Origin of the sequence: Nocardia vinacea NBRC 16497 (assembly GCF_000308835.1) — a bacterium.
GTDB lineage: Bacteria > Actinomycetota > Actinomycetes > Mycobacteriales > Mycobacteriaceae > Nocardia > Nocardia vinacea.
In genome coordinates, this window is the sequence record NZ_BAGN01000200.1 from 1 (window position 1) to 21,280 (window position 21,280).

General features: G+C 65.9%; 18 protein-coding genes and 1 riboswitch. Of the genes, 9 read left to right on the forward strand and 9 right to left on the reverse strand.

The window, feature by feature from the left end; genetic code table 11:
* The 3 genes from ON44_RS27555 to ON44_RS47115 form a co-directional block, all read left to right on the forward strand.
* On the forward strand, positions 1-612 hold a 612-nt coding region (locus ON44_RS27555), incomplete at its 5' end, for an FAD-dependent oxidoreductase (protein ID WP_040695217.1).
* Positions 613-747: 135 nt separating this feature from the next.
* Positions 748-2,067, forward strand: coding sequence for a PPE domain-containing protein (locus ON44_RS27560; protein WP_083898184.1), 1,320 nt, complete (start codon positions 748-750; stop codon positions 2,065-2,067).
* The gene (locus tag ON44_RS47115) at positions 2,064-2,804 is read left to right on the forward strand and encodes an ESX secretion-associated protein EspG (protein ID WP_051182521.1); all 741 of its coding nucleotides are present in this window, start codon (positions 2,064-2,066) and stop codon (positions 2,802-2,804) included. Before ON44_RS27560 ends, ON44_RS47115 begins: the two co-directional genes overlap by 4 nt.
* Before the next feature lie 585 nt (positions 2,805-3,389).
* Here ON44_RS47115 and glyA read toward each other — a convergent pair.
* Together glyA and ON44_RS27580 are read right to left on the reverse strand one after the other, a co-directional pair.
* The gene (gene glyA / locus ON44_RS27575) at positions 3,390-4,685 is read right to left on the reverse strand and encodes a serine hydroxymethyltransferase (RefSeq protein WP_040695270.1); all 1,296 of its coding nucleotides are present in this window, start codon (positions 4,683-4,685) and stop codon (positions 3,390-3,392) included.
* 114 nt (positions 4,686-4,799) lie between these two features.
* A riboswitch (ZMP/ZTP riboswitch) is annotated at positions 4,800-4,884 on the reverse strand.
* Positions 4,885-4,918: 34 nt separating this feature from the next.
* Complete coding sequence (locus ON44_RS27580; RefSeq protein ID WP_051182522.1) at positions 4,919-5,488, reverse strand: TetR/AcrR family transcriptional regulator; 570 nt, start codon at positions 5,486-5,488, stop codon at positions 4,919-4,921.
* A gap of 163 nt (positions 5,489-5,651) precedes the next feature.
* On the opposite strand from ON44_RS27580, the gene ON44_RS27585 reads away from it, so the two are divergent.
* Together ON44_RS27585 and ON44_RS27590 are read left to right on the forward strand one after the other, a co-directional pair.
* The gene (locus ON44_RS27585; RefSeq protein ID WP_040695273.1) at positions 5,652-6,098 is read left to right on the forward strand and encodes a PaaI family thioesterase; all 447 of its coding nucleotides are present in this window, start codon (positions 5,652-5,654) and stop codon (positions 6,096-6,098) included.
* 12 nt (positions 6,099-6,110) lie between these two features.
* Positions 6,111-6,557: a nitroreductase family deazaflavin-dependent oxidoreductase gene (locus tag ON44_RS27590; protein WP_040695222.1), complete on the forward strand. Its 447-nt coding sequence runs from the start codon at positions 6,111-6,113 to the stop codon at positions 6,555-6,557.
* 313 nt (positions 6,558-6,870) lie between these two features.
* Here ON44_RS27590 and ON44_RS27595 read toward each other — a convergent pair whose 3' ends face one another.
* Positions 6,871-8,067 carry a hypothetical protein gene (locus ON44_RS27595; protein ID WP_040695274.1) on the reverse strand — a complete coding sequence of 399 codons (1,197 nt, stop codon included), beginning with the start codon at positions 8,065-8,067 and terminating at the stop codon, positions 6,871-6,873.
* A gap of 177 nt (positions 8,068-8,244) precedes the next feature.
* Here ON44_RS27595 and coaA point away from each other — a divergent pair, with 177 nt between their 5' ends.
* On the forward strand, positions 8,245-9,177 hold the full coding sequence (coaA, locus tag ON44_RS27600) for a type I pantothenate kinase (protein ID WP_040695223.1): 933 nt from the start codon (positions 8,245-8,247) through the stop codon (positions 9,175-9,177).
* 110 nt (positions 9,178-9,287) lie between these two features.
* Here coaA and ON44_RS27605 read toward each other — a convergent pair whose 3' ends face one another.
* Both ON44_RS27605 and ON44_RS27610 read right to left on the reverse strand, forming a co-directional pair.
* Positions 9,288-9,884, reverse strand: a complete 597-nt coding sequence (locus tag ON44_RS27605) for a hypothetical protein (protein WP_245567356.1) — start codon at positions 9,882-9,884, stop codon at positions 9,288-9,290.
* Between the two features lie 29 nt (positions 9,885-9,913).
* Positions 9,914-10,702 carry an isoprenyl transferase gene (locus ON44_RS27610; RefSeq protein ID WP_085998630.1) on the reverse strand — a complete coding sequence of 263 codons (789 nt, stop codon included), beginning with the start codon at positions 10,700-10,702 and terminating at the stop codon, positions 9,914-9,916.
* Between the two features lie 123 nt (positions 10,703-10,825).
* Between ON44_RS27610 and trhA the strand changes: the two genes are divergently transcribed.
* From trhA to ON44_RS27625, 3 genes are all read left to right on the forward strand, one after another.
* Positions 10,826-11,515: a PAQR family membrane homeostasis protein TrhA gene (gene trhA / locus ON44_RS27615; protein ID WP_051182523.1), complete on the forward strand. Its 690-nt coding sequence runs from the start codon at positions 10,826-10,828 to the stop codon at positions 11,513-11,515.
* Positions 11,516-11,612: 97 nt separating this feature from the next.
* Positions 11,613-13,898, forward strand: a complete 2,286-nt coding sequence (locus ON44_RS27620; RefSeq protein WP_063721645.1) for an MMPL family transporter — start codon at positions 11,613-11,615, stop codon at positions 13,896-13,898.
* Entirely contained in the window at positions 13,895-15,466 is a 1,572-nt protein-coding gene (locus ON44_RS27625; protein ID WP_083898185.1) for an adenylate/guanylate cyclase domain-containing protein, read from the forward strand. The genes ON44_RS27620 and ON44_RS27625 overlap by 4 nt, the downstream gene beginning before the upstream one ends.
* A gap of 281 nt (positions 15,467-15,747) precedes the next feature.
* Here ON44_RS27625 and ON44_RS27630 read toward each other — a convergent pair whose 3' ends face one another.
* From ON44_RS27630 to ON44_RS27645, 4 genes are all read right to left on the reverse strand, one after another.
* On the reverse strand, positions 15,748-16,272 hold the full coding sequence (locus ON44_RS27630; protein ID WP_040695225.1) for an AAA family ATPase: 525 nt from the start codon (positions 16,270-16,272) through the stop codon (positions 15,748-15,750).
* Positions 16,273-16,831: 559 nt separating this feature from the next.
* A complete protein-coding gene (locus ON44_RS27635) occupies positions 16,832-18,895 on the reverse strand; it encodes a thioredoxin domain-containing protein (RefSeq protein WP_040695226.1) in 2,064 nt (687 codons plus the stop codon).
* 213 nt (positions 18,896-19,108) lie between these two features.
* Positions 19,109-20,698 carry an MDR family MFS transporter gene (locus ON44_RS27640; protein ID WP_174415143.1) on the reverse strand — a complete coding sequence of 530 codons (1,590 nt, stop codon included), beginning with the start codon at positions 20,696-20,698 and terminating at the stop codon, positions 19,109-19,111.
* A gap of 52 nt (positions 20,699-20,750) precedes the next feature.
* Positions 20,751-21,218 carry a MarR family winged helix-turn-helix transcriptional regulator gene (locus ON44_RS27645; RefSeq protein ID WP_040695228.1) on the reverse strand — a complete coding sequence of 156 codons (468 nt, stop codon included), beginning with the start codon at positions 21,216-21,218 and terminating at the stop codon, positions 20,751-20,753.
* Positions 21,219-21,280: the final 62 nt, after the last annotated feature.

Genomic DNA, 21,280 nt, shown 5'->3' on the forward strand with positions numbered 1-21,280 from the left:
GAGCGGATGACGGCCTACGGCTACAACGAGCCGGGCAAATGTGTCATCACCGGCGGCTCGAAGGCACAGCAGCTCTACATCTTCGCCTCGCCCGAACTCGACTACGCCCGTGACGACATCGAGGCACAGCGACACATCATCGAGGAGACCTTCGCCGAGGTCGGCTGGGAGGCGCCGCGCATGCTCGCCGAAATGGCGGAGTTCGACGACTTCTTCCTGGACTCGATCAGCATGGTGCGCAAGATGAAGAGTTACAGCCGGGGCCGGGTCGCGTTGGTCGGCGATTCGGGCTACGGAAACACCCTGGGCGGCTTCGGAACCGGACTCGCGGTGCAGGGCGCCTACATCATGGCCGGTGAACTCGCGCTCGCCGACGGCGATTACCGGATGGCCTTCGCGCGCTACGACGAGCTCATGCACTCGCTCGGCAAACTCGCGGACTACAGCAATGCGGGCCGCTTCTTCGCGCCGAAGACCGCGCTCGGCATCAAGTTCCGCAACTGGTTCCTGCACTCGTGGATGTACGACAAGATGGTGAAAATGACCGAGAACGTCAAGACCATCGAGCTGCCGGACTACCCGGCGCTGGTCGCGGCCGCCAATGCGAACTGACATCGGTACCACCGGCACCCTTCAGCGGACCAGATGGTCTGGCGTGGCGAGATCGGCTGTGTTTCGATGGAACCGGGGTGGGGTCGAGTGCGTCTATAGGGTCAGACGGCACTGACGGAAGGGGCTGGCTCGGCCATGACAGCACAGATGGACGGCCGCGCGATCACCGATCCCGAGAACGCGCAGAACTTTTCGCACGCGGAGATCAAACAGGCTGCGGACCAGATGAACCCGGACGGACTGGACGGTGCGTTCGATGCCTGGGCGGCCATCGCGGCGGCGGTGACCAAGGCCGGACAGCAGTTCGAAACCGCGATTCAGCAAGCAGTGGATCAACATTGGGAGGGCGCGGCGGCCGACCGGGCGGTGCGCGCCATTCGGGAGTATGCCGAGCGCGTCGGTGAGCTGGGTGAGTCGCTGGATCAGCAGTCGACACCGCTGTCGGCGGCGGTGAGCGCGGCGGGGCGGTTCAAGGTGGCGGTACCGCCGGTGGTGGATAGTTCGGATAATGCGCGAGGGCCTGAGCTGCGGAATTCGCGGGAGGAGCAGGCTCGGGACGATATGAGCACGTTTTATATCCAGCCTTATGGGAGTACGGCGCCGTTGATTCCCACGTTGCCGCCGCCGGTCAATCCGATCTCTGGGGGGTCGGCGGTTTCGGGAGTACTGGGGGCTTTGCCGGGTGGGGATTCCGGGAAGACATGGGATACGAGCCCGGCGGAGGGCACCGGACCGGGTGAGGCTGCCGGCAAGGCAACGGATACAGACACGACGGAGGGCACCGGCAGGGCTGGGGATACAGGTAAAGCGGCGGACAGCAACGGGATTGGGAATTCGGGCAAAGCGGAAGAGACCAGCGGCGCCGGGGATACAGGTAAGGCAGAGGACACCGGTAAGGCCGGGGATCCGAACAATGGCGGGGGCACAGGCGAGGCGGATGGGTCGGGGCGAGCTGAAGCTGTTGCTCCGCAATCTATTTCGTCGACTCAGCACAATGGCTCGTCGACCATGCCCGCGTCCGCCACCCATACATCCGCAACGTCGGCCATCCCCTCGGCGGCCGGTACGCAGATCGCACCGACCGCAGTCACGTCCGGCGGGATCGGGCCGGGGACCTCGACGGGTGCTTCCCCCAGTCTCGGTGGCGCACCCAGTCCCGGTGGCGCACCCAGTCTCGGTGCTGCGCCCAACACCGGCGAGACTCCGAGTCCTGGCAAGTCGGTGCCGGGCACCACACCGGTAGCGACGACTGCTCAGCCGACCACCGGTACACCGACCCGGGTGGGCGCGGCAGGTGCCGCCGGGTACTCCGGGATGTTTCCGCCCGGCGCGCGTGGCCGCCGGGGCGAGGACGGTGAACACAAGTCGGCGAAGTACCTACGCACCGAGGAGCACGGCGAGGAGCTCATCGGCGAAGTGGAGAAAACCGTGCCGCCCGTACTCGGGGCGCAATGATGACGCAGTGGACCTTGTCCGCCGAGCAATTCGCGGCGGCCTGGTTCGGCACCGGCCTGGATCGCATGCCCTTTCCGTTTCGCTTCACCAGCCGCTTTCCCGGACTTCATGAATATCGGGCCTACCAGCGGCAATTCCGCGCGGAGCTGGACCGTGCGGACAATGCGTCGCTGCAGCGTGCCATCGGGGTGCTCGCCAAACCCGAGTGGCGCATCGAACTGTTCGGCATCGATAACACCCGCGGCGGGATCGAACTGCGCGCCATCGGCTGCGCCACCCGCACCGGACCTGGCGTCATCGCGTTGCAGGCTGCGGCTCCGGATGGCGGCAAGGTACGGCTGCGCCGAGTCCGCGTCGACCAACTCGCCACCGAACTGATCCGCCTGCTCCCCGATCCGCCACCCGGCACCGCGGCCGAAAAGAGTTACCTCCTCGACGATCTCAACGACGACCGCCCCGACCCCTTCGGCAACTCCCCCGCCCGCGCCATCCAGGACCGCTACCGCCGCTTCTGGCGCCAACCCTGCGACACCAGCGGCACCGCCACCGTCCTGGTCGGCCCGCGCAATGCCGAACCTCTGCGCACCGGAAAACTCCGCTGGATCGACACCAAGGCCGGCCGCTACTGCGAAGTGCCCGCCAACCGCGCCCTCATGATCCGTCCCGCCACCAGCGCCGACATCACCCGCTACCTAGACGAGTCCATCGTCCGAGCCAAAGCCCGCGTCGACCAATAGGACTCGCGCTGCGGGATCAAGATCAGGACTCGCCGTCCCCATCCACTACGCCTTCACCAGCGGTCCCCTCGGCGACCGCCTGATGACCGAATCCACCCGCAACCGCCCCGACCTCTATCGCGATGCCACCGCCGACTTGGCCGCGGACACTACCGTCCACATCCTCGAACCCGGCTGCCCCCTGCGCCTCTGAACCATTGCCCACCCGGGTTGTTGTGCCCGCCGACCCTTCTTCCTGCGGGCCCGGGCGGGTGAGCATCTCATCGGACGATGTACGGTCCGACAACCGACGAGCACGGTCAGCCGCGCGTCGACCGCTGTTCTTGTTGCCGATCGCGGCGAGATCGCTCTTTACCTGCCGGAACTCGGGGTGCATTCGGTCGCCGACGCGGAGTCGGCCGTCGTGCGAATCGGCGCAGATCGGGCCAGCCGCGGCGATCTCAATGCGGGGCCCCACAGCAACCGCCCAGAAGTCCGGCGATGGAGATGCTTTCGACCTCACCTACAAACGAATTCGCCTGGGAACCCCTGCACACCAACGAATACCGTTGGCGCGCAGCCGGATTCCCAGGCGAATAAGAGGGCTCAGCCGAGCAGGTGCCAGTCCTCGAGGCCGTTGTAGAGCGGCAGGTCCCGGGCCAGCTTGGTGACGCGGGCACGCAGGGCATCGACATCGGAGCCGCCGGCCAGTGCGGTGGCGATGATGTCGGCGACCTCGGTGAACTCGGCGTCACCGAACCCACGGGTGGCGAGGGCGGCGGTGCCGATACGCAGGCCGGAGGTGACAATCGGCGGGCGCGGATCGAACGGAACGGCATTGCGGTTCACCGTGATTCCGATTTCGTGCAGCAGATCCTCACCCTGCTGACCGTCGATCTCGGAGTTGCGCAGATCGACGAGCACCAGGTGCACATCGGTGCCGCCGGTGAGGACGCTGATGCCCTTGTCCTTGACATCCGCGCCGCCGAGCCGCTCGGCCAGAATCTTCGCACCGGACAGGGTGCGCTCTTGGCGCTCCTTGAATTCGGCGCTCGCCGCGATCTTGAACGCGACGGCCTTGGCCGCGATCACGTGCATGAGCGGGCCGCCCTGCTGACCGGGGAATACCGAGCTGTTGAGCTTCTTGGCGTACTCCTGCTTGGCAAGGATCAACCCGGAGCGCGGACCGCCCAGCGTCTTATGCACGGTGGAGGACACCACATCGGCATAGGGCACCGGCGAGGGGTGCAAACCGGCGGCGACCAGACCGGCGAAGTGCGCCATATCGACCCACAGCTTCGCGCCGACCTCATCGGCGATCTCCCGGAACGCCGCGAAGTCCTGGTGCCGCGGGTAGGCCGACCAACCGGCGACGATCACCTTCGGACGCGAGCTGAGCGCGGTCTTGCGCAGCTCCTCCATATCGATGCGGTGATCTTCCTTGCTGACCCCGTAGGAGTGCACCTCGTAGAGCTTGCCGGAGAAGTTCAGCCGCATGCCGTGGGTGAGGTGACCGCCGTGCGCGAGGTCGAGGCCGAGCAGCCGGTCGCCCGGCTCCATCAGCGCCATCAGCACCGCGGCATTCGCCTGCGCGCCGGAATGCGGCTGCACATTGGCGAATTCGGCGCCGAAGAGTTCCTTGGCGCGATCGCGGGCAAGGGTCTCGACGACATCGACGTGCTCGCAGCCACCGTAGTAGCGACGGCCCGGGTAGCCCTCGGCGTACTTATTGGTGAGCACGCTGCCCTGCGCCTGCAGCACCGCGCGCGGCACGAAGTTCTCCGAGGCGATCATCTCGAGGGTGTCGCGTTCGCGGGCGAGTTCGCCCGCCATCGCGGCAGCGACCTCCGGATCGAGCTCACCGAGGGATTGGGTATTGACAGAGGCGGTCGTCTGCGTCACCTGGCCGAGTCTATTGGCCGTCCGCGCCGCGCCGATCAGGGGGTTCTGTGTCTCGGTATGCATCGCAACCTCCGTGGTCCGGGGTGGCCCGGAGTGCGCACCCCAAGGCCATGAGCCCGGCACCCAGGCGCGCGGTGCGGGGCGAGGGTGCTTCCCGGTGGTTGCTTCCACCTCGAGTGCGCCAGTCGCGGTCCAATCATCTTATCCGGGGGTCGACAACGGGCCGAGACCCGTCAAGCCCCGGGGACGGCGGACCGCAATAAGGCGGTGAGGTGCACTTGCGCGTCGTCGAGCGGCCGAGTGGATTTCAGCGCCCGGGATTGAATGATGGCGCCCTCCAACGCACTGATGACGAACCCGGCCAGCGACCGCGCCTCCTCGGCCGATAAACCCTTGTCACGCAATCCGTTCGCGATCTGGTCGGTCCAGTCGGTGAACACGGCGCCCGCAGCGGCCTGCACCCGCGGCTCGGATTCGGCGAGTGCGGCGCCGACGATCGGACATCCCGTGGCGAACGCGGACTTTTCGAGCGTGCGCTGCCACCAGCCGACGAGCGCGGCGATCCATTGCTCGGCCGATCCGGAGCCGGTGATCTTGTCCGTCACTGCGGCGAGACGCTCACCGGCCGTCTTGGTCGCAACCTCGACCAGCTCGCTTTTGCCGGATGGAAAGTGCTGGTAGAGCGAGTTGCGGGAGGCACGGCTGCGTTCGAGCAGAGCGGCGAGCCCGGCGGCGTGCACGCCCTGTTCGCGCACCAGATCGATGGCGCTCTCGATCAGTCGGTCGCGCGGACCCGAGGTCATCGCCGTCCTCCTCTTCCATGCTTGCATGAACCGATCGGTCCATGCTGCAATCATGACAGATGTGAACCGATCGGTTCATCGAAAGGACGGGATTCATGAGCGAGCGAACATTCGACACAGCCGCATCTGCGGTCATGACGAAGCCGAGCGGCGAGGCGCGGTCATGAGCGCACCGACCGATCTGACGCAGCTGTCGGGACTCGAACTGCTGCGTACCGCGATGACGACGAAATCGCGCCCGCCGTTCATCGGCGATCTGCTCGGCTTGGAGGTCGAGGAGCTCGAATTCGGCAAAGCGGCCTTCGGACTGCGGACCCGGCCCGATTTCGCCAATCCGCTCGGCACCACGCACGGCGGCATCTGCGCCACCCTGCTCGATTCGGTGATGGGCTGTGCGGTGCACACCACGCTCGACGCCGGTGTCGGCTACACCACGCTGGAACTGAAGATCAACTACATCCGCGCGGTCCCCACCGACGGCCGTCGCCTGATCGCCACCGGCACCACCATCCACGTCGGCCGCACCACCGCGACCGCCGAGGGTCGCGTCGTCGACGACCAGGGCAAGCTGGTCGCACACGGCTCCACGACCTGCGTCATCTTCCGCTGAAGGAGCACAGCTATGAGTCAACGCACCACCGAAGCCGCCGCGCGCAAGTTCCGCCGGGAACGGTTCGTCGGGCGCTATCTCGCCAATCCCGCTGTCGGACTGCTCGATCGAATCGGTATCCGCTCCTCGATGCTCGCCGAACTGGAGACCATCGGCGCCAAATCGGGTCAGCCGCGCCGCGTGCCGGTCACCGTTTCGATCGACGACGAGGGCGCGTGGCTGATCTCCCAGCACGGCCACCGCGCGGGCTGGGCGCGCAATATCGCGGCGAATCCGCAGGTCCGGCTGCGTCAGGGCAAGCGCTGGTACACCGGCACCGCGGCCTTCGTCCCCGATGACGATGTGGTCGCCCGCGCCCGCAGCTTCGCCAGGGGCCGCACCTCCGAATCGGCCACGGCATGGACGATCAAGGCACTGGAATCCGACCCCATCTCGGTGCGCATCACCTTCACCGCGTGAGGATGTGCCTCGCGCGCGCCGAATGGGTCACCAACCAGTGCAAGCCGGTACTCCAGCGCACTGTTCCACACGAAGCCGCAGGTCGAGCGTGCCCATTGTGCAAGGGGCGCGAGTTTTCGGGGGCAGACAGGCGTTAACACCAGGGCCGATATCACCGGTTTCACGGGCGAGTCCGTCCACATCGCTACCCCGAGGAGACGCCATGCCGAATCTGGTCTCGGTCCCGACATCGCCGCTCGATGCCCTCCTGCGGACGCTGTCCCAGTTGATCTGCACCATCTCCAGCGGCGGCGGTTGTGCCGTCATCCAGTAGTCACATGACGCGCAGGGCACCGGGAGTGAGCGGTTCGTCGAGGAGGCGGCGGAAGCGGTCGGCGCGGTCGTCGGCGTCGATGGCCCGGTCCAGCCAGCTGCCGAGTAGGCGGTAGCCCTCGACGTAGGTGCTGATGTAGGCGCGCCACAGCGGCGAGGACAAGAAGCGCAGGGACTGGCGTGCGCGTTCCTGGGTGGTCAGGCCCCAGCGCTGCAGGAATTCGGCGACCTCGTCGGCATCGCGGCGGCGATCGTGCAGCAGCAGCGCGGCATCCTGCCTGACTCCGAGCAATTTGGCCGAAGCATTCGAAAGCTGTTCGGCGCGTTCACCTTCGAAACGCAGACCCAGATCGGCGTAGATCTCCTGCGCCCACTTGCCCCAGCCCGGTCCGACGATCGAACGCAATGCCAGATCGGCAAGACCCTCCGCCATCAGGCACTGCGGAGTGTTCACCAGGAACAGCGTCTGCTCGGCCTGCCCGTTCGCGACCAGACCGGCCTCCTTGCGGCAGTGCTCGGTGTGATGTCCCGGATAGGCCTCATGCGCGATGAGGCCGGGCAGATGCGCCATATGCTGTTTGAGATCGGAGTTGATCGCCACCCGGGAGTGGTAGTTGCCCAGGTAGTAATTGAAGCCGGACCAGGGCTTATCCCCCACCACCTCATAGGTGACGTGCTCGTGGTCGGGCAGTGGATAACGCTCGCGCACCCGTTCCCGCAACGCACTCGAGAACGCCTCGACACAGACACTCAACCGCTCCGGCGGAATCTCATCGGCCTTGCGGAATGCGGTCACCCGTTCGGCGAGCGGGCCGTCACCTGGCACTACCTCGTCCATCTGCCGGTGCGCGTCGCGGTAGTCCTCGACATCGCCGGGTGCGATATCGACATCGAAGTACGCGCGCACCTCGTCGACGAACCCGATGTCGTCCCCGGCGAACTTGCGGCCGGAGCATTCCAGCGCGCGCAGATGCACATCGAGGAATTCGGTCCGCTGCCGCGGCAATCCGGCCGCGGGCAGTTCTACCCGCAATGCCGCCGCCCGCCGCGCCAACTCGCGCGGCTCGGGAGCAGGCGCGTTCTCCACCTCGCGACGCAACGCCGGATCGCCGGTATAGGCGTCGACGAAACCTTCCTCCAGCCGGTCGAATGCCAAGCCGAGCCGCAGGTACTCGGTCACGAGGGGATGCGCTTCCATGTCCGCCGACATTAGCCGCTGAAGGCCATGTCATCGACCGGTTACCACCCGGTATCGGCACCCCGCGTTTCACACGATGTTGACGCAGAGCAGAATTCGGCTATGCGAGAGCTGGACCGAATCTCATACAGTCGGCGCGCGATGTATGCGTGTTTGCCTGAACGGAGTGTCGGGTAAGTGGCACGAATGAGCGAGCCGAGTCCCTATGTGGAATTCGACCGGAAACAGTGGCGGACCCTGCGTAAATCGACTCCCCTGGTGCTCACCGAGGAAGAACTGATCGGTCTTCGCGGCCTCGGCGAACAGATCGATCTGGAAGAGGTCGCCGAGGTCTACCTCCCGCTCGCTCGCCTCATCCACTTGCAGGTCGCCGCACGTCAGCGGCTGTTCGCCGCGACCGCGACCTTTCTCGGGGAAACCCATCCCGATCAACAGGTGCCATTCGTGATCGGTGTCGCGGGCAGTGTCGCGGTCGGAAAATCCACCACCGCCCGCGTACTACAGGCCCTACTCGCGCGGTGGGATCACCATCCGCGTGTGGATTTGGTCACAACCGACGGATTCCTATATCCCACCGCGGAACTGACTCGGCGCGGCATCATGCACCGCAAGGGTTTTCCGGAAAGTTATGACCGCCGCAAACTACTGCGCTTCGTCACCGAGGTGAAATCCGGTGCAGCCGAAGTATGTGCGCCGGTGTATTCACATATCTCCTACGACATCGTGCCGAGCAAGTTCCACTGTGTGACTCAGCCCGACATTCTCATCGTGGAGGGTCTCAATGTGCTGCAGACCGGTCCGCGGTTGATGGTCTCGGATCTGTTCGACTTCTCGATCTACGTCGACGCACGCATCGAGGACATCGAGAACTGGTATGTGCAACGGTTTCTCACGCTGCGCGAGACCGCCTTCGCCGATCCGAACGCGCATTTCCACCACTACGCGGGCTTCACCGACGACCAGGCGACGGCCGCCGCGAAGGAGATCTGGAACTCCACCAACCGGCCCAATCTGGTGGACAACATTCTGCCCACCCGTCCGCGCGCAACGCTGGTGCTGCGCAAGGACGCCGACCACAGCATCAATCGGCTGCGGTTGCGCAAGCTCTAGCCGTAGCGACTGCTTGCAGGCCGTAGCGACTGCTTGCAGGTCGCTCGAAACGGTCTGCTCGAAACGGTCTGCTCGAAACGGCCAGCTGGAAACCGGTCAGCTCGAAGGAGTCACAGCTTCCAGGCCGCGTCCAGCCGGGCGGCGACATCGATATCGCGCACCGCGGCGATATGCGGTTTGCGGATCTCGGTGGCGAGATAGCGCGCGACGAAGCGCCGGATCTCGTGGTCGACGCTGGCCAGGATGCGCAGCAGCTGTCCGCGTTTGGTGGCGGTGGCCACATTGATGCGAACATCGCTCGGGCGTGGCTCGGCGATATCGATGACGACCCGCAGCGGTTCGGCGGTGCGCACAGTCAAATGCAGGTGGATATTGCCGTCGACATGGAAGCGGTGCCGGTCGACGGCGAGATCGAGCAGCAGATCTACATCGAGCGGAATGACCAGCTCGAAGGAGATGACCTCGTCGACGTACCGTTGCAGCTTCGACTCTCCGAGTCGCACCTGCGCGGCGACCTTCGCCAATTTGGCGGGCCCGACACCGATCGGGCCGAAATCGAAGGCGGCACCGGTCAACTGGGCGAATGCACCCGAGATGCGCTGTTCCGAGGCCGCATATTCCAGGAAGCGCCGACCGAATTCCTCATAGCCGATGTAGGACATCTGCTCCCCCTTCGGCCCGGGCACAACACTCGTCGACTCGTCCACAAACCGGACGGTACGCGAATGCCGTTGCGTCAGATACCGAAGCGGCGATGTCGAGCGGCGTAGTCGCGCAAGGCGCGCAGGAAGTCCACCCGTCGGAATTCCGGCCAGTAGGCTTCGGTGAACCATATTTCCGAGTATGCGCTCTGCCACAGCAAAAACCCGGAAAGACGCTGCTCACCGGAGGTTCGGATGACCAAGTCGGGATCCGGCTGGCCGGAGGTGTAGAGGTGCTGGCCGATGGAGTTCACGGTGATCGACTGGACCAGATCCTCTCCGGTCTCCCCCGCCGCGACCTCCTGGCGGACCAGCTTGCGGACCGCATCGGCGATCTCCTGCCGGCCGCCGTAGCCGACCGCGACGTTCACGTGCACACCGTCGCGTCCGATGGTGCGTTCGGCAGCGGTGCGTAGCCGCTTGGCGACCAATTCCGGAAAGCCGTCGAGGGTGCCGACGATGCGCACACTCCAGTTCTGTTCCGGTGCGGACAGCTCCTCGACGACATCGGTGATCACCTCGAACAGGGTCTCCAGTTCGTCGGGATCGCGCTGCAGATTCTCGGTGGACAGCAGATAGACGGTCACCATCTCGATGCCCTCGTCCGCGCACCAGCCGACCAGTTCGGCGATTTTCAGCGCGCCGACCCGATGCCCGTGGGTCACATCGGTGAAACCGTTTTCTCTGGCCCAGCGCCGATTACCATCGCACATCACCGCGACGTGCCGAGGATGTTGTTTGCCGGCCAGCTGCTTGGACAGCCGCGCCTCGTAGATGCGGTACGGCAAACCACGCACCTGACTCGGAAGCTCCACGGCGACCAACCCTACGCCTCAGCGGCGCGATCCCGGCATCGACTGTGGTTCCGGGTACAGTGACCAAGTACCGCAACTTACGGTACCGTAGGTTACTGGCGGGTATCACTAGGAGGTAACTCGGTGTCCGAAATGATCGGCACGACCGATGCGACACCTGTCGCGATCCCGGGCACGTCGATACTGATCAAGCCGCGGATGCGGGGCTGGATTCACACTTGGGCGGTCGGCATCGCGGCAATCGCGGTGCTCGTTTTGGTCTTGAAGGCCGCAATCGTCTCGGCGACGGCGGGCTGGTCCACTCTGATCTACGGGCTGACGGTGTGCGGGTTGTTCGGCATCAGCGCCGTCTACCACCGGGTGACCTGGGCCACCACGAAGGCGCGCATCCAGATGAAGCGGGCCGACCATTCGATGATCTTCCTGTTCATCGCGGGCAGCTATACACCGTTCGCATTGCTCGGCCTGCCTGGACGAACGGGCCAGATACTGCTGCTGGTCGTGTGGCTCGGCGCGCTGGCCGGTGTGGCGCTGAAACTGTTGTGGCCGACCGCGCCCCGTTGGGTCGGGGTGCCGCTGTATCTGCTGCTCGGTTGGGCGATCGTGCCGGTGGCCGGGCAGCTCAATACGAATATCGGCCTCGCACCGCTGATCCTGCTGCTCATCGGCGGTCTGGTCTACAGCGGTGGCGCGATCCTCTACGCGACCAAATGGCCGAACCCGTGGCCCACCGTTTTCGGCCACCACGAGTTCTTCCACGCCGCTACGGTGCTCGCCGCCCTCTGCCACTACGCCGCGATCTGGTTGGTCGTACTGCGCTGAATGCAGCCGGGCAGCCGGAGCATCGTGGGCATGCCGAATTGCTCTTAGCGGCAATAGAGTTGGGGACGGATGCGGATCCGGAAAATGGCGGGGCGATATGAGACAGCAGACGATCGAGACCGGTAGACAGCAGGCGAGGCGCGAGCAGGGTATCGGCTACCGCTGGGGCGTGGCGATGGCACAGCACCGGCGGATCGTCGTCGCGGTATGGCTGGTGCTGATCGCCGCGTGCGCGGTCGCCTACCCACAGCTCAACGGCCGCCTGGAGGCCATGGAATTCCACGCCGACAAGGCGGAATCGACGCGGATCACCGAACTGCTCGCCGCGCACTATCCCGATCTGGGAGCCGAACAGCTCGCGCTGGTCTTCGATTCGGAGCAGCGGACCGTCGATGATCCGGCCTACCGGGCGATCGTGGAGCGGTCGGTCGCGGATCTGCGCGGGGTTCCCGGGGTGCGGGTCACGGTGGGGCCGTTCCAGGGAGATCAGAAGTCGCAGATCTCGGCGAGCAGGCATGCGGCGCTTGCGGTCGTCGGGATCGACGGCACGATTCCGGAGCGGGCAGAGCTGGCCGGTGAGCTGCAGGAACGTGCGGGACAGTTCGCCGCGGACGGGGTGACCGTCGCGCTCACCGGCTTCTCACCGGTGCTGCGCGATCTGATGGAGATCGAGGTGGCCGATTCCGGGCGGGCCGAGGCGCTGGGCCTGCCGGTAGCGTTCGTGCTGCTCATCCTCGCACTCGGCACGGTGGTCGCCGCGTTGGTGCCGGTAATGGTGGCTTTGAGCGGACTGCTGCTCGCCTTCGGTGGACTGTTTCTGCTCTCGCATGTGATGGCGACCAGTTCGCTGTTGCTGGCCGTCGCGACCATGATCGGCACCGGCATCGGGCTCGACTATGCGATGTTCGTGGTCAGTCGGTTCCGCGAAGAGCTCGCGAAGCCGGGCGGGAGTTCCGCGGCCGGTGTGGCGCATGCCTGCGGGATCGCTATCGCCACGGCGGGTAAGACGATCGTCGCCTCGGGCTTCATCGTGATGATCTCGCTGTGCTCGCTGGTGGTGGTGCGCGCGCCCGTGTTCCGCGGTATCGCGGTGGGCGTGGCGGTCGCGGTCGTGGCCACGCTGATGGTGGCGCTGACGCTGCTGCCCGCGGTGCTGGCAATGCTCGGGTCGCGGGTGAATCGCGGCGCTCTGCCCGCGCGATGGCAGCCATTGGAGACCCGGCCGGGGGTCGATGCCGATCCGGCGAGTGGGCGGTGGGCGCGGTGGAGTCGGATCGTGATGGCACGACCGGTGGTATTCGGTATCGCGGCCACGCTGGTGTTGCTGGTGGCGGCGGCGCCGCTGACCGGAATTCGCTACGGCATGGATATGGGCACCGCGGCGATGGGCGATACCGCGTCCGGCAAGGCGAGCAAGATCGCCTCGGAGAATTTCGCGCCCGGACTGCTCGCGCCGATCACAATCGTGGTGACCGGTTCCGGTGATACGGCGCTGAACGCCACCTCGACCAGCGAGGTGCAGAACTTCCTGACCGCACTCCGCTCGGATGAGCGCATCGAACAGGTGCTGCCGATCCAGCGGGACGGACGGATCTTCGCGATGGTGATTGCGAAGACCGCATTCGATTCCACCGAGGCCGATCAACTCGTCCGGGAGATCCGCGACCGGGCCACCGAACTGCCCGGTGACGTGCTGGTCGGCGGTGCGACGGCGGAGTTCGCGGATATGTCCGACGAGATCACGGCGAAACTGCCACTGGTCGTCGCGCTGGTTCTATGCTGCTCGTTCGTGTTCCTCATTGCTGCCTTCCGCAGCATCGCACTACCGATCAAGGCAATAGTGATGAATCTGCTGGCCACCGGCGCGGCCCTCGGCATCACCGTGGCGGTGTTCCAGTGGGGCGTCGGCGAGTCACTGCTCGGGTTCCACAGCACCGGGTTCATCCAGGTATTCCTGCCGACGATGGTCTTCGCGATTCTGTTCGGGCTGTCGATGGACTACGAGGTGTTCCTGATCCGCCGGATCAAGGAGTTCTGGGAGAACTCCGCGCGCACCGCGGCCGATAACGAATACGCCGTGGCGGCGGGGCTCCAGCACACGGCCCGCCCGATCAGTGCGGCGGCGGCGATCATGGTGGTGATCTTCGGCAGTTTCCTGACCGCCAGCGTGCTGGAGCTGAAGCAGGTCGGGTTGGCGCTGGCGGTGGCTGTAGCGATCGATGCGGCACTCGTGCGGTTGGTCTTGGTGCCCGCGCTGATGAAGCTGTTCGGAACCTGGAACTGGTGGCTACCCGGCTCGGGGACGTCCGTGCGCGTCGGGGTTTCGGTGCGCACGCACGCGACGGCGAAGGCGGGCTCCGATCCGGATGTCAGGGCACCGTGATCACCAAGCTGGTTGTTTGGGCGCTCAAGGCGCGGTGGGGGTTGGCGGCGGTGGTGATCGCCGCGAACCTCGGTGGCCTCGGAGTGATCGTGACCGAGCTGTGGCTCAGTGGGTTTTTCGGCCGGATCGGGGATGACTGGCGGCGCATCATCGGGCTGGCGTCGATCTATCCGGTGATGGGTTTCCTGGCCGGGGTCGGGCTCGCCGTGCGCGATCGGACCGCGTATTTCGGGTGGCTCGATGACGGGCGAAAGCCGACCGTCGACGAGGCGCAACGACTGCTGCGCCTACCGATCGCGATCACCACCCGAGCGCTGGCGATATGGCTGCCCGGCGTGATCGTTGCGGCCTCGATGCTCTCACATCTGGCCGCACACAACAGTGCGGCCGTCACCGTGGCACTGTTCACCCTCGGCGCACTGCAATCGGCCGGATTCACCTTCCTGATCGTCGACCGGCTGATCCGCCCGACCATTCCGGTGGTGTCCGGGGTGCTCGGCCCCACCGCGCACTGGAGTTCCTCGGTGCTGATGCGGGTCGTGATGACCTGGGCGGTGGCGGGTGCGATGCCGCTGCTCATGCTGATCACGGTGCTCGCCGACCCGGCCTCCGGCGCACCGGACCGCGTCCGCGCCGCCATCTACCTCTCCATCGTCGGCATCGGATCCGGCGCGCTGGCGACCGCGATCCTGGCCCGTTCGGTCGCAACGCCGATGCGCACGCTGCGCCGGGCACTCGATCGGATCACCAAGGGCGAGTTCGATGTTCGGGTTCCCGTCGGCAGCACCAGTGAGATCGGGCGGCTGGAGAATTCGGTCAATGAACTCGCCGCGAATCTGTGTGAACGCGAGCGGATGCGGGATGTATTCGGCCGGCACGTCGGCGCGGAGGTCGCCGAGCGGGCCTTGGCGGGCGGGGTCGATCTGACCGGCGATGTGCGCGAGGTTTCGGCGTTGTTCGTCGATGTCACCGGATCCGTCGAGCTGTCCAGCGGTCTGACGCCGCATGATTTCGTGGCGAAGCTCAATCGCCTGCTCGCGATCGTGGTTGCCGCGACCGAGGAGAATAACGGGCTGGTCAACAAGTTCGAGGGCGATGCGGCGCTGTGCATCTTCGGTGCGCCGATCGCATTGCGCGACAATGCGACACCTGCCCTGCGAGCCGCGCGGCGCATTCGCGACGAGGTCACGGCCACCGGCGAACTCGATATCGGCATCGGCGTCGCACGTGGGCGGGTGTTCGCCGGCGATATCGGCTCCGATACGCGGTTGGAGTACACGGTGATCGGCGATGCGGTAAATGAGGCCGCCCGGCTGACCACCGAAGCCAAGGAGGTGCGGCGCCGAATCCTGGTGAGCGGTGCGATCATAGAAGCGGCAGCCGAGCACGAGCGCGCCAAATGGGTTCTCTACGACAACATTCCGCTGCGTGGAATGCCCGAACCCACCGCCTGCTGGACCGATGTGGAGACCGCCCCGACTTCCAGAGGGATGGAACCCGATACCGATCCGGCCGCCATCAGCGCGATCACCGAAGTACGAACCGCGACAACCGAATCGCCCTCGTAGAAGCGCTGAATCGCAGTGCTTTCGGGAGGGGTCAGTCCAATCCGCCGGCCAGGGCGACAATCGAATTCCGTCGCAGAAGCCCCGATCGCTGGACCGACGTGGAGACCACCCGGGCAGCCACTGGCACGGAACCCGATACTGAACCGGCCGCCATCAGCGCGATCACCGAACTACGAACCGCAACAACAGAATCGCCCTCACAGGATCCTCGGGCGCCGGATCGCGGCGACGCGCAGTGCTTGCGGCCGAGCCGTCGCGTCGATCGTCCCTGCGGGATCAGTTCAGAGCAGCCAGCCGGTCAGGGCGACAATCTCCGCGGCGATATCGGAGACCTCGCGGCCATCGGTGCCCACCCGATGCACCCAATCCGGGGCCTCGGCCTCCAGTTTCGCCGCCATCACCCGGCCGCGCTCGACGTGCTCATCCAGTGCACTACCGATCTCCCGGCCCGCGAGCCGCTCGGCCGCAATCGCATCCGCACAGGTCAGCAGGACCGCGGTGACCTCCGGGTCCTCCCCCATCGCCGCGACCAGTTCACCGAGCACCCCCTCGAAAACGCTCGCGACATTCGTGTAAACCATCCGCCGATACCCGAGCGCACGGTAATTCGCCCACATCGCAGCAAGATTCCGCTCCGCGAGACTGTGCTCCCAAGGCGCGGGATACGCCAGATCCAGATTGTCCCCCTCGATCAAACAATGCCGCACCCGCGCCGCCGAAAGCCGCGCATGAACCTCGAATGCCACCGTGGTCTTCCCGACCCCGGATCGACCACCGATGAACAAAGCCTGACTACGCAAGGTCACCTACCAACTCTGCCGCAACCAGTCCGTCCGGCGTGGGCACATTGCCGCACCTCGACGCATACCCGTCGATGCCCTCGCATGGTGTGCGGCCTGCCCGCGCAGTGGAGCCTGTGCACGGCGCGCAACCTGCGTTCGGCAGGCACCTGCGCCCGGCGAACAATCTGCGCTCCGCAAGCAAACACTGCCCGGCAGGCACCTGCGCCCCGCGAACAATCTGCGCTCCGCAAGCAAACGCTGCCCGGCAGGCACCTGCGCCCCGCGAACAATCTGCACTCCGCAAGCAAACGCTGCCCGCCTGGCAACCTGTGCCCGGCGAACAATCTTCTCGGCAGACAACCGCCGCCCGACAAACAACCGGTGCCCGGCAGGCGACCGGCAGCCTGCATTCGACATGCAATCAGGGCACTTCCTGCACCAGGCGCACTGTGTGAGGTCTGCGCGCAGCGGACGATCGGCGCTCAGCATGCAATCGGTGCGCAGCATGCAATCGGTGCGCCGGGAACTCGGAGCGCGGACTTGATTGCGGTTGGGTGGGCCCAGCCGAGCGGGTGCGGTGGGGCTAGGGGCGGTTCAGGGAGGCGCGCAGCTCGGATGGGGTCGTTACGGGGAGGTCGCAGACGGAGCCGCGGCAGACGTAGGCGGAGGGGGCGCCGTCGACTGGGATGCGGTCGGTCAGGAGGGGGACCGAGTCGGTGGTGGCGGCGATGATGATGGTGCCGCCGGGGGCTTCGGCGCGGGCGGTGGCGATCAAATCCGTTGCCGTGGTTGCGGTGTCGGATAGGGCGATGGCTACCTGGAGGGGCCCGCGGAGCGCGGGTTCGGCGACGGTGAGCCATTGACCTGCCGAGCGTGGGACGCGGGCGAGGACGACGGCACCACGCCGGAGGGTCTGGTCGGCCAGTTCGCGGTAGCGCAGGGCCGGTTCCGGGGCGCTGGTGGCGGCGGCTGTGAGGAGGGCTTCGGCCAAGGCAGATGCGCCTGCGGGGGTTGCGCCGTCGATGGGATCGCGGGGGCGGGCGACGAGAGTTTCGGCGTCGTCGGCGGTGTCGAACCAGCTGCCGGGCGCAGTGTCGTCAGCGAAGTGGTGAATTGCCTTGTCCAGCAGTCGTTGTGCGTGTTCGAGCCAGTCGAGTCGGCCGGTGGCCTGGTGTAGGGCCAGCAGGCCGGTGACCAGCCAGGCGTAGTCCTCCAAGACGCCTGGCGACGCGCCGACCACGCCGCCGAGCGAGGCCCGGCGAACCCGGCCGTCGACCACGTGTTCGGCCAGTAGGAAGCGGGCACAGCGAGCGGCGGCCTCCACCCAATCGTCTTGCCGCAGTGCAGAACCCGCCTCGGCGAGTGCGGTAATCGCCATTCCGTTCCAGGCGGTCACTACTTTGTCGTCGCGGTCCGGCTGTGGGCGTCGAGCACGGGCCGCGCGCAGGGTCGCGCGGGCACGTTCGAAGCGTTCGCGGGCAGTCCCGTTGTCGGACAGCGCATCCGGATCGACATACCGGGTGAGCACCGAGGTGCCCTGCTCGAAATTCCCGGCGGTAGTTACTCCGAAAACCTCTGCAGCCCAAGCACCTTCGATAGGACCGAGTTCGCCGATCAGCTCCGCGGGTGTCCAGACATAGGTCGCGCCTTCGACACCCGGTCCGCCCGACTCCAAGTGGGTGTCGGCGTCCAGCGCGGAGGCGAACCCGCCGTGGTCGGTGCCGAGGTCTTCGAGAATGAATTGCACCGTCTCGCGAGTAACCCGGTGCGCCAATGACTCTCGCTCAGGGCTTCGGCGGGCCAGATGCGCATAGGCGCGCAGCAATTGCGCATTGTCATAAAGCATCTTCTCGAAATGCGGCACCAGCCATGCGGCATCGACGGAGTAGCGCGCGAACCCGCCGCGCAACTGATCGTAGATCCCGCCGCGCGCCATGGCTTCGGCCGTCCGATTCACCACATCGAAGGTCGCGGCATCGCCGGTGCGCTCCCAACTGCGCAGCAGCCCCTCCAACAAAGCCGATGGCGGAAACTTCGGCGCACCACCGAACCCGCCGTACTTGTGGTCTTCATCGCGCAGCACCGCGCCGACCGCATGATCGAGCAGTTCGGCCGAAATCGCCACATCGGCATCGGGCAGCCCGGCCGCCTGCGCACGCAGTGCGTCGGCCACCTGCGCGGAAGCCTTGTCCACCTCATCGCGCCGGGTGTTCCAGGTATCGGTGACTGCCGTGAGCAACTGGGTGAACGATGGCATCCCACCGCGCGGCACCTTCGGGTAGTAGGTGCCGCAATAGAACGGCTCGCCCTCCGGCGTGAGGAAGCACGTCATCGGCCAGCCACCCTGACCGGTCATCGCCACCGTGGCATTCATATAGACCGCGTCCAGATCCGGACGCTCCTCCCGATCCACCTTGATGCACACGAAGTTGTCGTTCATCTGCGCCGCCGTCCGCGCATCCTCGAACGACTCGTGCGCCATCACGTGGCACCAGTGGCACGACGCGTATCCGACCGACAGCAGGATCGGCACATCGCGCTCACGCGCCGCCGCCAAGGCCGCCGGATCCCACTCCCGCCAATGCACCGGATTGTCCGCATGCTGTCGCAAATACGGTGAGGTCGCGCTACCCAGCAGGTTCACCATTTCAGCCTCTCACGTTCGCCGGAAGCGGGCACTCGAGGAGGTACCCGATTCGGACCGGCCATCACATTCTCGCCACTTGCCGACGGATATCGTCGCAACGCGAAGACTCCGGCCGCTGGACCCCGGCTCGCAGAAATGAGTCGTGCCAGGCGGCTGTTAGAACGAACGAAGGCCCCGGATCCGCTCCGGGGCCTTCAGCGATTGCTCGATTCCCTAACGCAGCGCCGGTTCCGCAACCCTATGCGCCGAGACCACGTCATCTTCGAGCGTGGAGTCCGCATCCGAATGCATCGGGTCGAGGGCAGGGTCGATATCGACCGTGCGACGCAGCGGGCGGTTCGGAAGGAACGCGGTCGCGATCAGGGCGACGACCGTTGCGGCGGCGGCGATCAGGAAGATCCGGCCGGTCGCGTCGCCGTAGGAGGCGCGCACGATGGTGGCGATGGGTCCGGGGAGGGCATCGAGATCGAGATTGCCGCTGCCCGAGGAGGTGGTCTGAATACCGAGCTTGGCAAACCCTTGCCTGGACAGATCGCTGACCTGGGTTGCCAGCACCGAGCCAAGGACCGAGACACCGATCGCGCCGCCGAAGGTGCGGAAGAAGGCGACGCTGCTGGATGCCGCGCCGATATTGTGCACGCTCACGGTGTTCTGCACGGCCAGCACCAGGTTCTGCATCATCATGCCGACGCCGAGCCCGACAACGGCAATGTAGATGCCGACCAGCCACAGGTTGGTCGCGTGGTCGATCGTGGACAGCAGCCCGAACCCGACCACCAGCAGCGCAGCGCCGCTGACGACGAAGCTCTTCCACTTGCCGAACCGGGTGATCAGCTGGCCGGAGCCGACCGACGCGGTCAGCATGCCCGCCACCAACGGGATTGTCAGAACACCCGCGACGGTCGGCGAGTAGCCGCGCGCGGTCTGGAAGTACTGACCGAGGAAGGTGGTCGCGCCGAACATGCCGACACCGACCGCGATCGAGGCGATGATCGCCAGACCCGTTGTGCGTTCGGTGACGATGGGCAGCGGGATGATCGGCGACTTCGCGCGGGACTCGACCCACACGGTCGCGATCAGCAGCAGCACACCCGCACCGACGTAGAGCGCAGATTCCGTGGAGAGCCAGGCGTAGTAGTTCGCCTTCCCGGCGAACGACACCCAGATCAGCAGCACCGAAACACCGGCGGTCAACAGCGCCGCACCGAGCCAGTCGATCGACACGTCCGCCTTGCGCTCGGTGGGCAGCCGCAGCGTCCGCTGCAGCAGCACCAACGCGATCACCGCGATGGGCACGCACACGAAGAAGCACCAGCGCCAGCCGAGCGGGCTGTCGACGATGACGCCGCCGAGGATCGGCCCACCCGACATCGATACCGCCATTACCGCGCCCATGTAGCCCGAGTACCGACCGCGTTCGCGAGGCGCGACGATGGAACCGATGATCGCCACGACCAGGGCGGTCAACCCGCCCATGCCGATGCCCTGGATGACGCGCGCGACCAACAGCACCGGCACGTTGTGGGCGAGTCCGGCGACGATCGAGCCGGCGACGAAAATGACGATGGCCGATTGGACCAGCAGCTTCTTATTGAACAGATCGGCGAACTTGCCCCAGATCGGAGTGGATGCGGCGTTGGCCAGCAGCGCCGTGGTGATGACCCAGGCGTATGCGGTCTGCGATCCCTGCAGATCGCCGATGATCGTGGGTAGCGCGGTCGAGACGATCGTGGTGCTGAGCAGCGCCGTGAACAGCGCGGCCAGCAAACCGGTCATCGCTTCGAGGATTTCGCGGTGGGTCATTTCCCGCCGCGGTGGCGCCTGGACTGATGTGGACATCTACTACCTGACTCTCTTACGAAACCGGCTGGTGCTCATCGGTGCGGTGGATATGGGCGACGAGTGAGTTCCTGAGCTTGTGCACTGCCGCACACGCCTGCTCCGCTTCGTGTTCGTCCCAGTCCGCGAGGGCGGTCTGTAGGCCCGCGGCCCGCGACGCCCGAACTCGTTGCAGCAGTTCGCGTCCCGCGTCGGTGATCCGGATGAGGGAAGCACGACCGTCGGTGGGGTCGGCCTGCCTGCTGATGTATCCGGCGGCGACCAATTCCGCGACGTGCCTACTCAATACCGACGCGCTGAGGCACAGGTCGACGGCCAGGTCCACCTGTCGGCACGGCCCTTTGACCTCGAGGGTGCCCAGCACCGCGACCCCGCCGGGGAGCATGTCCCCTTCTTCCGGATGGATGAGGGCGAGGCGGATCGCCCGGCCGATCAGATACAGCTCCTTGATCAGGCTCTGCGCGGTATCGGGTGAGACTGCCATGCCGACTCCCAGCACGAGATTAATTGCTTGCAGTAAGCAACTATATATTAATTGCTTGCACT

What these genes read in the sequence shown, in the direction of transcription:
- ON44_RS27585 (WP_040695273.1), top strand. Translation starts at nt 5,652, where the DNA reads ATGAGCGCACCGACCGATCTGACGCAGCTGTCGGGACTCGAACTGCTG.
- ON44_RS27640 (WP_174415143.1), bottom strand. Translation starts at nt 20,698, where the DNA reads ATGACCCACCGCGAAATCCTCGAAGCGATGACCGGTTTGCTGGCCGCG.
- ON44_RS27560 (WP_083898184.1), top strand. Translation starts at nt 748, where the DNA reads ATGACAGCACAGATGGACGGCCGCGCGATCACCGATCCCGAGAACGCG.
- ON44_RS27645 (WP_040695228.1), bottom strand. Translation starts at nt 21,218, where the DNA reads ATGGCAGTCTCACCCGATACCGCGCAGAGCCTGATCAAGGAGCTGTAT.
- ON44_RS27595 (WP_040695274.1), bottom strand. Translation starts at nt 8,067, where the DNA reads ATGGAAGCGCATCCCCTCGTGACCGAGTACCTGCGGCTCGGCTTGGCA.
- ON44_RS27620 (WP_063721645.1), top strand. Translation starts at nt 11,613, where the DNA reads ATGAGACAGCAGACGATCGAGACCGGTAGACAGCAGGCGAGGCGCGAG.
- ON44_RS27580 (WP_051182522.1), bottom strand. Translation starts at nt 5,488, where the DNA reads ATGACCTCGGGTCCGCGCGACCGACTGATCGAGAGCGCCATCGATCTG.
- ON44_RS27590 (WP_040695222.1), top strand. Translation starts at nt 6,111, where the DNA reads ATGAGTCAACGCACCACCGAAGCCGCCGCGCGCAAGTTCCGCCGGGAA.
- ON44_RS27635 (WP_040695226.1), bottom strand. Translation starts at nt 18,895, where the DNA reads ATGGTGAACCTGCTGGGTAGCGCGACCTCACCGTATTTGCGACAGCAT.
- ON44_RS47115 (WP_051182521.1), top strand. Translation starts at nt 2,064, where the DNA reads ATGATGACGCAGTGGACCTTGTCCGCCGAGCAATTCGCGGCGGCCTGG.
- trhA (WP_051182523.1), top strand. Translation starts at nt 10,826, where the DNA reads ATGATCGGCACGACCGATGCGACACCTGTCGCGATCCCGGGCACGTCG.